The 13,167-nt window shown below is 33.8% G+C and carries 20 protein-coding genes; 7 read left to right on the forward strand and 13 right to left on the reverse strand.

The window, feature by feature from the left end:
* The first annotated feature begins 189 nt into the window (after nucleotides 1-189).
* Together EGX95_RS19945 and EGX95_RS19950 are read left to right on the forward strand one after the other, a co-directional pair.
* Entirely contained in the window at nucleotides 190-1,872 is a 1,683-nt protein-coding gene (locus EGX95_RS19945) for a DEAD/DEAH box helicase (RefSeq protein WP_001100023.1), read from the forward strand.
* On the forward strand, nucleotides 1,859-2,653 hold the full coding sequence (locus tag EGX95_RS19950; protein ID WP_001183972.1) for a YqhG family protein: 795 nt from the start codon (nucleotides 1,859-1,861) through the stop codon (nucleotides 2,651-2,653). The genes EGX95_RS19945 and EGX95_RS19950 overlap by 14 nt, the downstream gene beginning before the upstream one ends.
* Nucleotides 2,654-2,688: 35 nt before the next feature.
* Here the strand turns inward: EGX95_RS19950 and EGX95_RS30940 are convergent, their stop codons facing one another.
* Entirely contained in the window at nucleotides 2,689-2,820 is a 132-nt protein-coding gene (locus tag EGX95_RS30940; protein ID WP_000064661.1) for a hypothetical protein, read from the reverse strand.
* A 104-nt stretch (nucleotides 2,821-2,924) separates the two neighbouring features.
* On the reverse strand, nucleotides 2,925-3,152 hold the full coding sequence (locus EGX95_RS19955; protein WP_000032702.1) for a hypothetical protein: 228 nt from the start codon (nucleotides 3,150-3,152) through the stop codon (nucleotides 2,925-2,927).
* A gap of 73 nt (nucleotides 3,153-3,225) precedes the next feature.
* Here EGX95_RS19955 and EGX95_RS19960 point away from each other — a divergent pair, with 73 nt between their 5' ends.
* Both EGX95_RS19960 and EGX95_RS19965 read left to right on the forward strand, forming a co-directional pair.
* Complete coding sequence (locus tag EGX95_RS19960; protein WP_002028452.1) at nucleotides 3,226-3,342, forward strand: hypothetical protein; 117 nt, start codon at nucleotides 3,226-3,228, stop codon at nucleotides 3,340-3,342.
* Between the two features lie 140 nt (nucleotides 3,343-3,482).
* Nucleotides 3,483-4,115 carry a VC0807 family protein gene (locus EGX95_RS19965; RefSeq protein ID WP_001073109.1) on the forward strand — a complete coding sequence of 211 codons (633 nt, stop codon included), beginning with the start codon at nucleotides 3,483-3,485 and terminating at the stop codon, nucleotides 4,113-4,115.
* 67 nt (nucleotides 4,116-4,182) lie between these two features.
* Here EGX95_RS19965 and EGX95_RS19970 read toward each other — a convergent pair whose 3' ends face one another.
* The 10 genes from EGX95_RS19970 to comGA form a co-directional block, all read right to left on the reverse strand.
* Nucleotides 4,183-4,383: a YqzE family protein gene (locus EGX95_RS19970; protein ID WP_000106079.1), complete on the reverse strand. Its 201-nt coding sequence runs from the start codon at nucleotides 4,381-4,383 to the stop codon at nucleotides 4,183-4,185.
* Between the two features lie 38 nt (nucleotides 4,384-4,421).
* Entirely contained in the window at nucleotides 4,422-4,919 is a 498-nt protein-coding gene (gene aroK, locus EGX95_RS19975) for a shikimate kinase AroK (protein ID WP_000836625.1), read from the reverse strand.
* A gap of 119 nt (nucleotides 4,920-5,038) precedes the next feature.
* Complete coding sequence (locus EGX95_RS19980) at nucleotides 5,039-5,689, reverse strand: 2OG-Fe(II) oxygenase (RefSeq protein ID WP_000183848.1); 651 nt, start codon at nucleotides 5,687-5,689, stop codon at nucleotides 5,039-5,041.
* A gap of 175 nt (nucleotides 5,690-5,864) precedes the next feature.
* Nucleotides 5,865-6,236, reverse strand: a complete 372-nt coding sequence (comGG, locus tag EGX95_RS19985) for a competence type IV pilus minor pilin ComGG (protein ID WP_000595194.1) — start codon at nucleotides 6,234-6,236, stop codon at nucleotides 5,865-5,867.
* A complete protein-coding gene (gene comGF, locus EGX95_RS19990) occupies nucleotides 6,233-6,703 on the reverse strand; it encodes a competence type IV pilus minor pilin ComGF (protein ID WP_000923058.1) in 471 nt (156 codons plus the stop codon). The genes comGG and comGF overlap by 4 nt, the downstream gene beginning before the upstream one ends.
* Complete coding sequence (gene comGE, locus EGX95_RS19995; RefSeq protein WP_000829518.1) at nucleotides 6,673-6,975, reverse strand: competence type IV pilus minor pilin ComGE; 303 nt, start codon at nucleotides 6,973-6,975, stop codon at nucleotides 6,673-6,675. The genes comGF and comGE overlap by 31 nt, the downstream gene beginning before the upstream one ends.
* Nucleotides 6,968-7,423 carry a comG operon protein ComGD gene (gene comGD, locus EGX95_RS20000; protein ID WP_000810387.1) on the reverse strand — a complete coding sequence of 152 codons (456 nt, stop codon included), beginning with the start codon at nucleotides 7,421-7,423 and terminating at the stop codon, nucleotides 6,968-6,970. Before comGD ends, comGE begins: the two co-directional genes overlap by 8 nt.
* Nucleotides 7,420-7,719 (reverse strand): competence type IV pilus major pilin ComGC, encoded by a 300-nt coding sequence (comGC, locus tag EGX95_RS20005; protein ID WP_001178694.1) that lies wholly within the window; start codon nucleotides 7,717-7,719, stop codon nucleotides 7,420-7,422. Before comGC ends, comGD begins: the two co-directional genes overlap by 4 nt.
* 11 nt (nucleotides 7,720-7,730) lie before the next feature.
* Nucleotides 7,731-8,762, reverse strand: a complete 1,032-nt coding sequence (gene comGB / locus EGX95_RS20010) for a competence type IV pilus assembly protein ComGB (protein ID WP_000473553.1) — start codon at nucleotides 8,760-8,762, stop codon at nucleotides 7,731-7,733.
* Nucleotides 8,755-9,798 (reverse strand): competence protein ComGA, encoded by a 1,044-nt coding sequence (gene comGA / locus EGX95_RS20015; protein ID WP_001013206.1) that lies wholly within the window; start codon nucleotides 9,796-9,798, stop codon nucleotides 8,755-8,757. Before comGA ends, comGB begins: the two co-directional genes overlap by 8 nt.
* 205 nt (nucleotides 9,799-10,003) lie before the next feature.
* Here comGA and EGX95_RS20020 point away from each other — a divergent pair, with 205 nt between their 5' ends.
* From EGX95_RS20020 to EGX95_RS20030, 3 genes are all read left to right on the forward strand, one after another.
* Complete coding sequence (locus tag EGX95_RS20020; RefSeq protein WP_000434105.1) at nucleotides 10,004-10,699, forward strand: helix-turn-helix transcriptional regulator; 696 nt, start codon at nucleotides 10,004-10,006, stop codon at nucleotides 10,697-10,699.
* 125 nt (nucleotides 10,700-10,824) lie between these two features.
* Nucleotides 10,825-11,067 (forward strand): DUF2626 domain-containing protein, encoded by a 243-nt coding sequence (locus EGX95_RS20025; protein ID WP_000440719.1) that lies wholly within the window; start codon nucleotides 10,825-10,827, stop codon nucleotides 11,065-11,067.
* 107 nt (nucleotides 11,068-11,174) lie between these two features.
* Nucleotides 11,175-12,569 carry an L-cystine transporter gene (locus tag EGX95_RS20030; protein ID WP_001094339.1) on the forward strand — a complete coding sequence of 465 codons (1,395 nt, stop codon included), beginning with the start codon at nucleotides 11,175-11,177 and terminating at the stop codon, nucleotides 12,567-12,569.
* Between the two features lie 174 nt (nucleotides 12,570-12,743).
* On the opposite strand, the gene EGX95_RS20035 is transcribed toward EGX95_RS20030, so the two are convergent.
* Nucleotides 12,744-13,151: a hypothetical protein gene (locus tag EGX95_RS20035; protein WP_000877911.1), complete on the reverse strand. Its 408-nt coding sequence runs from the start codon at nucleotides 13,149-13,151 to the stop codon at nucleotides 12,744-12,746.
* Nucleotides 13,152-13,167 lie beyond the last annotated feature (16 nt).

The raw sequence follows: 13,167 nt of genomic DNA on the forward strand, positions 1-13,167 counted from the left end.
TATTCTAGCATAAAAAATAATTTAGAATTTTTTACGCTTAATCTTATTACATACAGTTTTTAAGATTTAGTCCTTTATCTTTACTTATTGTTTACCTTTCAGTAAGTGTAATAACGCCTTATTACAAGGCTTATATAGTAAAGAGTTTTTCATATATTACTTTAATTTATAAAAGGTGGGAGAGTCGTAATGAATGTCGATATTTCCATAGATCGAACGTGGCAAAACAATTTTTTAAATAGAATTGACGAAGATGGTCCTTGGACAAACTGGGATTTATATCATTTAGCTTATGAAACAGAAAAATCATTACTTGTTCCTACTTTTGATGGATTACAAGCACCGAAACATTTATCTCATTTCACACCACTTCCTCATCAATTAGAAGTCGCTCAAAATGTTATTGAACAGATGAATGGTAAAGCGATTCTAGCAGATGAAGTAGGACTTGGAAAAACGATTGAAGCTGGACTTATTTTAAAAGAATATATGGTCCGCGGCCTTGTGAAAAAAGTACTTATACTCGTTCCAGCCTCTCTCGTATCACAATGGGCATACGAATTAAATACAAAGTTTTTCATTCCAGCTGTAGCTCAAAAGAAAAGCTACTCGTGGGAACAGGCCGATGTGATTGTATCATCAATTGATACTGCAAAACGTTCACCACATCGTGATATCGTTTTGAACTTAGAATATGACCTTATTATTATCGATGAAGCACATAAACTTAAAAATAATAAAACAAAAAACTATGAATTTGCACAGCGATTAAAAAAGAAATTTTGTTTATTATTAACCGCTACTCCTGTTCAAAATAAGATTGATGAAATTTTTAACCTCGTTTCTTTATTAAAACCAGGACATTTAGGCAATCAGTCCAACTTTGAAGAATATTACGCTTCAAAAAATCGTTCAGCCGAATCAGATGAAGATTTAAAAGCTCTTATTAACAAAGTGATGGTCCGAAATCGACGTCACAATACCGGAATTGATTGGCCAAAGAGACATGTACGTACAATTTTTGTTGAGTTTAATGAAGAAGAGCAAGATTTGTATAACAATATTGAAAATTGGCGAGGACAAGATGCCTTCACATCAGCTTTCTCATCGTTAACTTTAAAACGGGAAGCGTGTAGTAGTCGTGAGGCTGTTTACTATTCATTAAAAAAACATGTAGAAAAACGACAGAAGGAAAATGAACATTACGTAAAAGATCCGCATATTGATGTGCTAATGGACAAAATTAATCATATTCCTTTTAACTCAAAAGCAAATAAAGCGCTAGAGCTTATAAAAGAAATTGATGATAAAGTCGTCATCTTCACAGAATATCGAGCGTCACAAATGTACTTACAATGGTTTTTACAACAACACGGTATTTCTTCCGTCCCATTCCGCGGTGGATTTAAACGCGGGAAGAAAGATTGGATGAAGGAACTTTTCCAAAATCATGCTCAAGTGCTAATCGCAACGGAAGCTGGTGGTGAAGGAATTAACTTACAGTTTTGTAGCCATATGATCAATTATGATTTACCATGGAACCCAATGCGTCTGGAACAAAGAATCGGACGTATTCACCGTCTTGGTCAAAAGAATGATGTTCATATTTATAACTTAGCTACAAAACATACTGTTGAAGAACATATTTTGAAACTGTTATATGAAAAAATCAATTTATTTGAGCGTGTGATCGGTGAGCTGGATGAAATTTTAACGAGAATTAATATGAAAAATATCGATGCACACATTCAAGAAATATTTGCGCAATCAAAAAGCGAAGGAGAAATCCGAATTAAGATGGAAAACTTAACATCTATTATCGACTTTGCGAAACGAAACGAAGCTGAGGTGCAAGGCTATGCAGCAACATGAAATTCATAATTACTTATACAATTTTTTTGAGGCGAATAACTGTGAAATTTTAGAACGTTCTCCTCACTTATTAGACGTACAATTAACAATTGAGATGGATAAATTATTAATGAACCGTCCTTTTTATTGGCACTATCTTGAGAAAACAGGAGGCGTACCGAATCCGATGCGCCTTACTCTTATTACAAATCCAGAAAATGAAGAAAACGATGGTGAGCTTATTCACTACGGTTCGCCACGTCTTCATCAAATTTTTCAAACGACAAAAGAATTAGGCTCTTACATACGCTTATATGAGGAAGTATGGCATAGCGGGTCGACACATACACCGCTCCATCCGTGGCTTGGTATAAATATAAAAGTTTCCTATCAATGTGATCGAAAAAAAGATATCCTCCACTCCATTGGAATTCATCTTATTTCTGGCACAATGATTGCAAACTTTCATGAAACATTAACTAAAATTAAACTTACACCGAAAATACCTGACTTTTGTTTTACGCTCTCTCCTATTATTAAACCGCAAAGTGGTTTACAACGCATAGAGGATGCTTTAAAAAACATTATTGCAGAAGATGACCATACGTGGGCAAAAGAAGCAAGAGTGCGCTGGAATCACGATTTAGATCTTTTAAATCGCTTTTATGAAGAAAGTGATGAACTTCCTGAAAGCTATGAAATTGAAAAACAAGCACTGCAAGAACAATACGAACCCCGTATTACAGTGCAAATTATTAACGGTGGACTCTTTTATGTTACGGCAAATCATTTTCTAACTTAAAAAGCCCCTTCTGTTTTAGAAGGAGCTTTTTTGAGTTATCCTCTATCGCCATTACGCTCTTGTTGTTTTTGCTTTGCCATGCGTTTTTGATGCGCACGATCCTTTGCACTCACATGATTAGCATCAGTTGGAAGATTTTCTTTTGAACGACCAATTCCATTGCTCATTATTTCCCCTCCTTTTTATATCTTTCAAAATACACCCTTATTTTCAGCTAGAGACACCATCCTTATACAAAAAAATAAGAGCAGCCGTTAGCTACTCTTACTTCTTACTCACTCACATATTTTTGAAACATATCATGGATGCCTTTATTTACTAGGTTCGAGATCTGCTCGTCAGATTTATTCGGATAACGATCACGCAATCTGATAGATGCCTTCACCATTAAATTTTCTAATACAGAACGGCCACCTTCTCCATAAATAATTTCAGCATACTTAACAAGCCTTCCATCCTCTACTGTTGCTGGATTATGATTGAAGAAAAATTTACTCATTGTCTCCACCTCTCTCTTTTGATAACGTTTACATTTATATAGATTATTTATGTTATTTATTTCACAATATTGTATGCATGTATATTTAATTAGTTTCATTATAAAGCAACATATCGATAGTAAATATGTGATTTTCCGTCCATTTTGTGAACAAACTAGAAATGAAAGCGTTTCCTTTATTATATACTAAAAAAACTTACTACGCTAGGGGTATTTTTTTCAATCTACTACTCCCTCAAAAAGTGATATATTTTTCCTTTTCCTATTAAACCTTATACAATTTTCAGAAATTATATTATAAAATATATGTATGACTTAAGGAGGATTTGTATGAATCAAAATAAAAAAGCTATATTAGATCTTGTCTTTTATCTCGTAATCCCATTCCTCATTTGGAAATTTGCAAAACCTTATATCGATCCTTATTACGCAATGTTACTTTCCTCTGTTCCGGGGATTATTTATACACTGTATACCTTTAAAAAAGAAAAACAGTTTAACGTAACAGGGTTCTTTATTTTAATTACACTCATTTCTAATACAACGGTAGATCTATTATCTGGATCAGCTGAACGAATGTTGTGGAACGATGCGTATTATCACATCGTACTCGGTATTATCGTTATATGCACAATTTTTATAAAAAAACCACTTATGTTATATTTCGCAGCAGATATTGCTGCACTGCAAGGCCATGACCGTGATAAAAGTCGTGAACTGTATCGTGATAGTCGTATCTATCCAGCATTGCAATATTTAACGCTCTTTTTCGGTCTACAATTCATATTAAAAAGCTTCTTAAAAATTTATTTCATCTCTGTTTTCGGTGTAGATGGCTACGGTGAAATGAGAGCAATTATGACCGCCGTTGGATGGGGTATTTCCATTTGTATCGGAATTGGATTTGTCTGGGTGAACAATAAAATACATGCCGTTACAGAAGAAAAAGAGTCTATGCAGTAAATGAAAATCCCCTAGTAGTATGATGCTACTAGGGGATTTTCATTTTGCTACACATATTACGAAATCTTTAACTTGATTTTTTTCTTTTATTTTTTACGTTTTGATAAAACAAAGCAGCACTTAGCGGCATAACACCAAACCACTTATTCATAAATGGCTCTTTTTCAGCACGGCGTTGTTCTTTCTTTTGTTTACGATCTTCTTTTGGAGCATCCATATACGACACAAACTGCTGTGTCACAAAGCGAACATAATCATTAGTAGACATATTATCATCACCTCTACTTGATTAGTATGTCCACTTTTTTATTCATTAATCTTTTCTTTTAATTCATCCATAATTTGCTTTACAGACTTATTCGTCGTATCAATATGGATATGGGCCTCTTCATAATAAGCTCGGCGCAATTCGAATTTCATTACAAATGCATCTATATCTTTCTTCTGAAATAGTGGACGTGTCGTATCTTCACGAAGCCTTTCTGCAATTACATGTGGATCACAATATAAATACACGACAGTTCCATTTTCCTTCATCCACTTTCGGTTTTCCTCTCGCTCAATGATTCCGCCGCCAGTTGTAATGATTACATTTTCAACAGGTAGTGAACGTAACATCTCACTTTCATATTCCCGAAAAGCCATTTCACCTTCTTCGGCAAAAATATCACGAATCTCCTTCTCTTGCTTCTCTTCAATTTTTTGATCTGTATCTATAACATCCATATGAAGTTCTTTACTTAATGCTTTTCCAATTGTTGTTTTCCCAGCTCCCATATAGCCGGTTATGTATATAGATTTCATTTTCGTTCCTCTCAATCGTCATGTATTACTTGTTATTATAACGAAAGATGCTACTTTATTTAATAAAAAAACGTTTTGTTCTTCTTATACACTGAAGAACAAAACGTAACATACTCGCTTTATCTATAAGTACCTCTTCTCACCCACTGCGTTGCAATCCATTTCTCACCTTTCGTTACAGGTGCCCCTCCGTGTAACGTAAGCTCATTTAGTGATTGATCTTGATAGAAATACTCAAAGTATACTGCCATTCCCTTTCTAGGGTGCACAGAAAGATTTAATTTCGGAAAGAAAGTTTCTCCGCCTTCTTCTACATCATTTAAGTACATGACAAGCGTACTAATACGATTATTAGCAGCTGATCTACTATGTTCGGCAAAATAATCATAGTGTGCTTTATATTGTTGATCCACTTCATAATTTAAAATGTGTAATCCTTCTCCATGCGAAACAGGAACATTCATGATAGATGAAATTCGTTTTTCAATCTTCGCAGTAAGTTCATTATCATCTAAAAATGCACCACTACTCGTTCGAATATCATTTACATCACGTGATGAACCAACTTTAGAACGTGCTAATTTATTTTTAGACAATTCAATTAATTTGTCACACTCTTCATCACTTAATACATTTCCTAACACGACAATAAGAGGTTCTTCGAATTTTGAAATAATTTGTATTTCCCTATCTTCTGTCATAATTGCATTTCCTTTATGATCAAAAATAGTTTGTTCCTTATTTTCACCTATTTGATTGTTGTTTGTCATTTCCCTATTCTCCCTAAAAATAATGATTGGATAGCATGAATATATCATATTCTTTCTACCTTTCTCTTTTTTGAGAAAATTTAAACTTTTAATTGTTTTATTTATCCATTTCCTTTTAAAAAACAGCCTATTTTCAAATGATAAATAATGGTTTTTTATCCATATATTTCACATACTATCCTTCTATCCAATCGAATATTTTCTCATCTTTTTTTCTATACCGAAAGCTTACTTTATAGAAAACTTCCTGTTTTATTTTGCACTGCAATGAAACGAGAATAACGTCGTTTTCAAATACGTAATTTCCACTCGCTTCGCCCTTTTCATATGAAAAGAAAAAATTATCTTCCTTTTCTTTTTGCCGTAAGTCTTTTTTTATATTTGTAATAGATTGATTTAGTATTTCCTCCAGTACAAACTTTTGCTCTATTTCAATATAAAATTTTTTATCTATAAGCAACATATTCGTTTCGTATATAAAGAACGAAGTTAATAATATAAGAAAAATGATTGTTCCTGGCATCGTAAATCCATCTTGTTTTATCATACATGTATTCCCATTTCGCTATACCTTATAGCTACACCTTCATATTTTTTCCCGCTCCTATCTTTCACATTGATAAAGAGCAAATGAGGTGTTACTTCATACGAAACCATTTCAACATTTTGTAATATAACTTCTCTTCCGCGCATGTTCACTTTTCTTATAAGGTGATTATTCAATTTTTCATACGTCACTTCATCTCCAGTGCGAAGACGGAAGCGCAACATACTCTCTCTATTTTCAGGAACTATTTTTTCCACAAATGATACTTCACGAAACTCTAACTGTACTTGTCCTACAAACACATCCCATTCCCAATTATTTAACCCTTTTGATTGCTTGTTTTCTATTCCAATAAAGCTTAAACGTGGTAAGAGTAAAAAGAAAAGTGATAACAGAAAAAAACATACAATCATTTCAATTAATGTAAATCCAACTTCTAATTCATTTTTTCTCCCGCATAAAAGCATTGTTCCATCATTTTTCCTTTCACATCTTTCCACATCGCACAAACTTCATTTCCTCCCCAATATGTGTAATATACATTTCCATTTATGACTTTTTCTTTCTGTTGTTTTGCCTCATTCTCATACATATATAAAGCTGCTTCTTTTTTTAATAATACAAATGCCTTATAACGAATTTGTATGTTTTTTCGTTCTTGCATAATCAATACTGTTTGCGGAAGTAGTAAAGATACCATCATCATTACTATACTTAATGCTACAAGCATTTCAGCCATCACTGACCCTTTTTGACATTTCACGATACGTAAATCTCCCTCTTCCAAGCTGGAATACAATCTCATATTTATAACTTCGATACGAAAGTAAAATCGTGCCACCTCTATTAATATTTCCACTCGGATTATATGTCATCGGATTTGGAAAAGTATTCAAATCCAATTGTATATCGCTATCATATTCTCTTTTAATGATAGAATGATCCGTACTCGATTCCCCTATATAATACATATGTCTATCTTTATGCCATCGTAATGTATAGTGTTTTTGACGGTTTATAGCTAATTGTTGCATATACAAAATATCATTTGAAAACTGTCTTAAAAATTGTTCGATTTTTTGTTTTTCGTATAATGAATGTACATGAAAATACGTGACCATACTTAATACAGAAATAGCAAATAAAACGAGTAGCATTTCTAAAAGTGTAAAACCTTTTTGCTTCACAGTTTCCCACTTGTTACCGTGCCATCATTGGAAATATGAATAGCTTCACCATTCGGACACTCATCCTTTGTAATATATTTCCCATCAATTAGCTCTTTTAGCGAGGGAATTTTATTATGTTGTAGTTGATATACTTGTATTTGCGCTTCTATAGATTTCACATAGGCTTTACATCCTTTTCCTTCGACGGATGAGCGCTGCGTAACTACATTTGGAATAATTAATAGTAATAATACAGTGATGACGACCATAACTAATAACATTTCTAAAAGGGTAAACCCTTCCTCATTCTGCATGTAAATGCCTCCTATATAGAATTCATCATTTGAAACATTGGCATAATCATCGCTAAATACATAAGAACAACTATTGCTCCAATACACGTAAATAAAATCGGTTGAATAATCACTAACATACGTTTAATTTTTTGCTCCATCTTTTCCATAATCAGATCACTATAATCACCTAATTCAATCGCCAAATTACCGTTTGCTTGACCATGTGTAATAATATAAGAAAGTTCTTCCTCATAATATCCGCTTTTAGCAATAATAGATTGCAACGGTTCTCCCGCAATTAATTGGTGTTTAACTCGGCCCGCTTCATACTGAAAGAACGGCTGATACTTTTGCTCCATCATTATTGTTAGAGCCTCAAGTACTGATAGTCCTCCGTGTAATAAGCTGCTCAATTGAGTAGCGAAATAATGCGAATGCTTTAAAATAAGAAATGTTTTTACGAGGGGGATACGAAGCATAATTTTTACTCGCTTCATATGCGGGAGTTTCCGAAAGTACAATATATATACACTACAACCCACCATAACAATAAAAATAGTGCTAAAAATAAGATAGGGTAGTAGCTTAATTGTACTTAATATTTGTTCTGTGAATAACGGTGCTGTAGAACCAAATGAACTATATACCATGTCAACTTGTGGTAATAAAATGCGGTTAAAAATCAAAATCATGATTATTAAAAAGAACGCCAAAAACATAGGATACTGCATTATTTTCATCATATCTTTCCTATACTTATCCTTTTTATAAAGAAGTGCACTCCCTTGTTGCAACGCAAAAGAAATATCACCATGTTGCTCGGCATAAAATAAATAGCTTAACATCTCCTGATGAAACTTTAATTGATGAAAAGAATCGTGTAGACTTTTTCCATTTTTTAATCCATCAATCATGCGCTGCAATTGTACTTTCTTTTCTAAAGGTAATTGAAACCGTAAAAATTCTAATGCCTGCAAAAGAGAGTATCCTTTTTCTAATAGTTCTCCTAATCGTTTCAGTAATATTACTTGATCACTTAAACTCCATATTTTCTTAAACATAAACATCCTCTTCTAAAAATCCTAAAGCGTATCCTTTTCGCAACGAAGACTCTAATGTCTCATGCTTGTACGTGACACATTCCCCGTTTGCTTCTTTAATCGCTTGTTTTAACTCATATCCATATAACAACTCATAAATACTCGCTTGCCTTACTTGCCTCATTGATTTACATACAGTTGAGCACTTTCTTTTACAAAACGGACACTTCAATTCAACAAGTCGCTGTGCAGCTATAGCCAATAAAGATTGTTCAATCTCTTGCCTTGTTATGCCAAAGTCCATAAACCGAAGTATTGCTCCTTTCGCATCATTCGTATGCAGTGTCGTCATTACTAAATGGCCAGTCAAACTTGCTCTTATAGCGATTTTTGCTGTTTCTTCATCACGAATTTCACCCACTAAAATAACATCTGGATCATGACGCAAAATAGCCTTTAGTCCCGCCTCATATGTGATACCTGCTTTTTCATTTATTTGAATTTGTAATACATCGTCATTTCTTTTTTCAACTGGATCTTCCAGTGTAACGATGCGGCGTGTTTTCTTTTTTCTAATTACCTCTAATAATGCATACATTGTTGTTGTCTTCCCCGATCCAGTCGGTCCAGTAAATACGAGTAACCCATGGGAATAATGTAAAAAAGAAAGTAGTTTCTTCGCTGTACTTGGAAATAACGAAAGATGAGATAACGGCTGAATAGATGCTTGTAAATGAAGACGAATAACGAGACTTTCTTGATATACAGTTGGAAGCGTGGAAAGACGTAAATACACTTCCTGTCCATCCATTTGTAAATACAGTGAACCATTTTGTGGCTTCCGCCTCTCCCCTATATCCATGGATGCTAAAAATTTAAAGTGTGAAACAAGTTTTTCTCCAAATTCCTTTTCAATGTATTGTTTCGTCATTAAATCTTTCCCTATGCGTAGTTGAATCACTACATCCTTCTTCCGGGGCACAATATGTAAATCCGAAGCTTGTACCCTACACGCCTCTTTCAAAATCGTATTCGCAAAGCTTTCAATTCCATTCATCATTTTTCCCTCCTCACTATGTATATAGCATGAAGAAATCCATCTGAAAAATCGGTATTTTTGCATTTTCACTAGATGGAAAAGGAAAAATATGTTTGTGAAATTATGAACAATTTCCGAATTATTGTCTAAAATTACCTATACCCATGTTTATCTGTATTATAATGTTATTATCTTGGATAAAGTGATAAAGGTGGAGATCCTCATGGAACAAGCTTTAAAAATTACAGGTGTTTTAGCTGACCCAACTCGTTATTACATTTATAAATATATTTCTCAAAAACATAGTTACGTAACTGTACAAGAAATTGCTGATGAGTTTGACATTCATCCAAACGTAGCGCGTTTACATTTATCTAAATTAGAAGATGTTCATATGCTGAAATCTGAAACGAAGAAAACTGGAAAAGGCGGACGACCAAGCAGATTATATGTATTATCTGAAGATGTTATCCAATTACAATTCCCATTCCGTGACTATCAATTGTTAGCAAGAATCGCGTTTAATTCTTTACTTAGCCTTGGTGCTGCTGGTGAAAAAGCGCTCTACGAAACAGGGAAACAATTCGGGGCCGAATTAATGCAACAACATATGCAGCGTTTAAATGTGAGTGAAGATGCCTTAACAGTTGAACAAAAAATTCAAATTGCAAAAGAAGCCTTTTCGACAGCTGGCTTATCACCTGCATTTGAATTAAGTGCAGATGGAACGAAAATTTTCTATGATGTACACAATTGTCCATTTAAAGAAGTTGCTGTCCATCACCCAACTGAAATTTGTAATATGCACGGGGATATGATGAAAGGGATTTTTGAAATCCTATTCCCTAACACGGAATTAACACGAAATGATAGTTTACTAGATGGATGTAAATCTTGTAATTATAAACTAACAATTTAATTTCTCATATAAAAAGAAGCCAATTATAATTGGCTTCTTTTTATATGAACGAATATTTACAATAGTAAGAAAAATAAACTATAATGAAGTGAGGTTTACTTTTTTTAGAAAAGGAGGGAGATGGCATGGAGCGCATGTTTCGCGTTCTCGGCTTTTGGACTGGAATTTTCTCGGTTATGTTTTACGTAGGGGATATGCAACAGGCCGCACTACTATTTTTAGGACAAACAGGATTCTTCGTACTTTTAAGCTATTTAAATTTAACAGAGCGTATGTATATATACGTATTCGGGGCATATTTAACTGTTTTCTTCATAGGATTTACATACTACACGACATTTTTACTTGTCCCTGGGGCTGGACATTAAAAGATGGCATTTTGCCATCTTTTTTTTAATTCCGGAATTCCCTAGTTGACTTATAGGTTTTATTGATTTATATTCTATATAACAGATTGGAATTAGGGGGAATCATCATGAATACACTGCTTGTCGGAATTAACGTTGCAGTCATGCTCATTTTAGTTGGCGTATTATATTATATGCAACGTAAGCATGTATCTTTTAATAAACGTGTATTTACCGCTTTAGGAGTCGGAATTATCTTCGGCCTTATATTACAATTTATTTATGAGCCAACTTCTAAAGTAATTATTGAATCAAATACTTGGTTTGGCTTAATCGGTAACGGTTATGTGAAGTTACTTCAAATGATCGTTATGCCACTTATTTTAGTATCTATTATTTCAGCATTTACAAAATTACAGTTAACGAAAAACCTTGGTAAAATTAGTGGTCTTATTATCGGAATTTTAATTCTGACTACAGGAATTGCTGCAGCTGTCGGTATCGCTGCAAGTGCAGGATTTGATGTATCTGCAACTGGTCTGCAACAAGGTGATGCAGAATCTGCTCGTCTGAAGCTAGTTGAAGAAAGATTTACTTCTATTGAAAAAACAACAATTCCAGATAAATTATTAGAACTATTGCCTACAAATCCATTTCTTGATTTAACAGGCGCTCGTCCAACATCAACAATTTCTGTTGTAATATTTGCAGCCTTTATCGGCATCGCCTTTATAGGTGTAAAACGAAAATATCCAGAACAAGCAGAGCTATTTAAGAAAATGCTTGATGCTGTATATGCAATTGTAATGCGTATGGTAACATTAATTTTACGTCTTACTCCATACGGCGTATTAGCTCTTATGGCAAAAACAGTTGCTGGTAGCGACATAAATGCTATTTTAAAACTTGGTAACTTCGTGTTAGCGTCTTACGTGGCACTTATCGTAATGTTCGTTATCCACTTATTATTAATTGCTCTATCTGGTTTAAATCCAATTCAATATTTGAAAAAGGTGTTCCCTGTATTAACATTTGCATTCACATCTCGCTCTAGTGCTGGTGCAATGCCATTAAATATTGAAGCTCAAAAAGAAAAACTTGGTATTTCTGAAGGGATTGCAAACTTCGCAGCCTCATTTGGAGTATCTATCGGACAAAACGGTTGCGCAGGTATTTATCCAGCAATGCTTGCAATGATGGTCGCTCCAACTGTAGGAATTGATCCATTACAACCACAATTTATTTTAACTTTAATCGCTGTCGTTGCTATTAGCTCATTCGGTGTTGCCGGCGTTGGTGGCGGTGCAACATTCGCAGCGTTAATCGTACTATCTACAATGAACTTACCAATCGGTATTGTCGCTCTTGTTATCTCAGTTGAACCATTAATCGATATGGGGCGTACAGCTCTTAACGTAAGTGGTTCTATGACAGCAGGTCTTATTTCTAGTAAATGGCTTGGTGAATTAGATCAAGATACGTACAATCAAGATGATACAAAAACTGGTGAAATTGCTTCATAATGAAAAGGACGCTAACAAAACGGTTAGCGTCCTTTTTTAGTTCTTTTCATCTTCCTCTTTATCTTTTATACATAAGGCATAACATATTGTTTCAAACACTATGTACAGATATAAAGAAATTACACCGTTTTTCATTTTTTTAATAACTATTAATTATAAACTACAGATTAACTATTATTCCTCATCTGCAAACTGTAAAAATTCTTCCAACCGCTCCTTTAACTCCTCCTCTATCTCACAATAAGATTCATCAACAAGTTCACCACTTAACTTATTTCCCCAAAACCTTATTTGAAGCGGTACTCCTAAAAAATAACTACAACATTCCCAGATAGGAACTGTATAAAATTCAATCATCTTTCCTTCTTCATCTAATACAGCTATCGAAATTGATGAAGAATATCCTGTTTCAAAAGGATTTTCTTTATCTCTGATGAGTTCTATAAATAATTCCATGTTTTTTTCTATGTACAAATGTGAATAATCTTTAAAAAGTTTAAATGCTATTCTCTCTATTTCCTTCTCCATGCATTGAATGTTCTCTTTTAACTCCAATGTAAAATCTCTTTCTGTATACTTCATCTCCGTCTCCTTACAC

It is taken from the genome of Bacillus sp. FDAARGOS_527 (genome assembly GCF_003812125.1).
Classification (GTDB): Bacteria; Bacillota; Bacilli; order Bacillales; family Bacillaceae_G; genus Bacillus_A; species Bacillus_A paranthracis.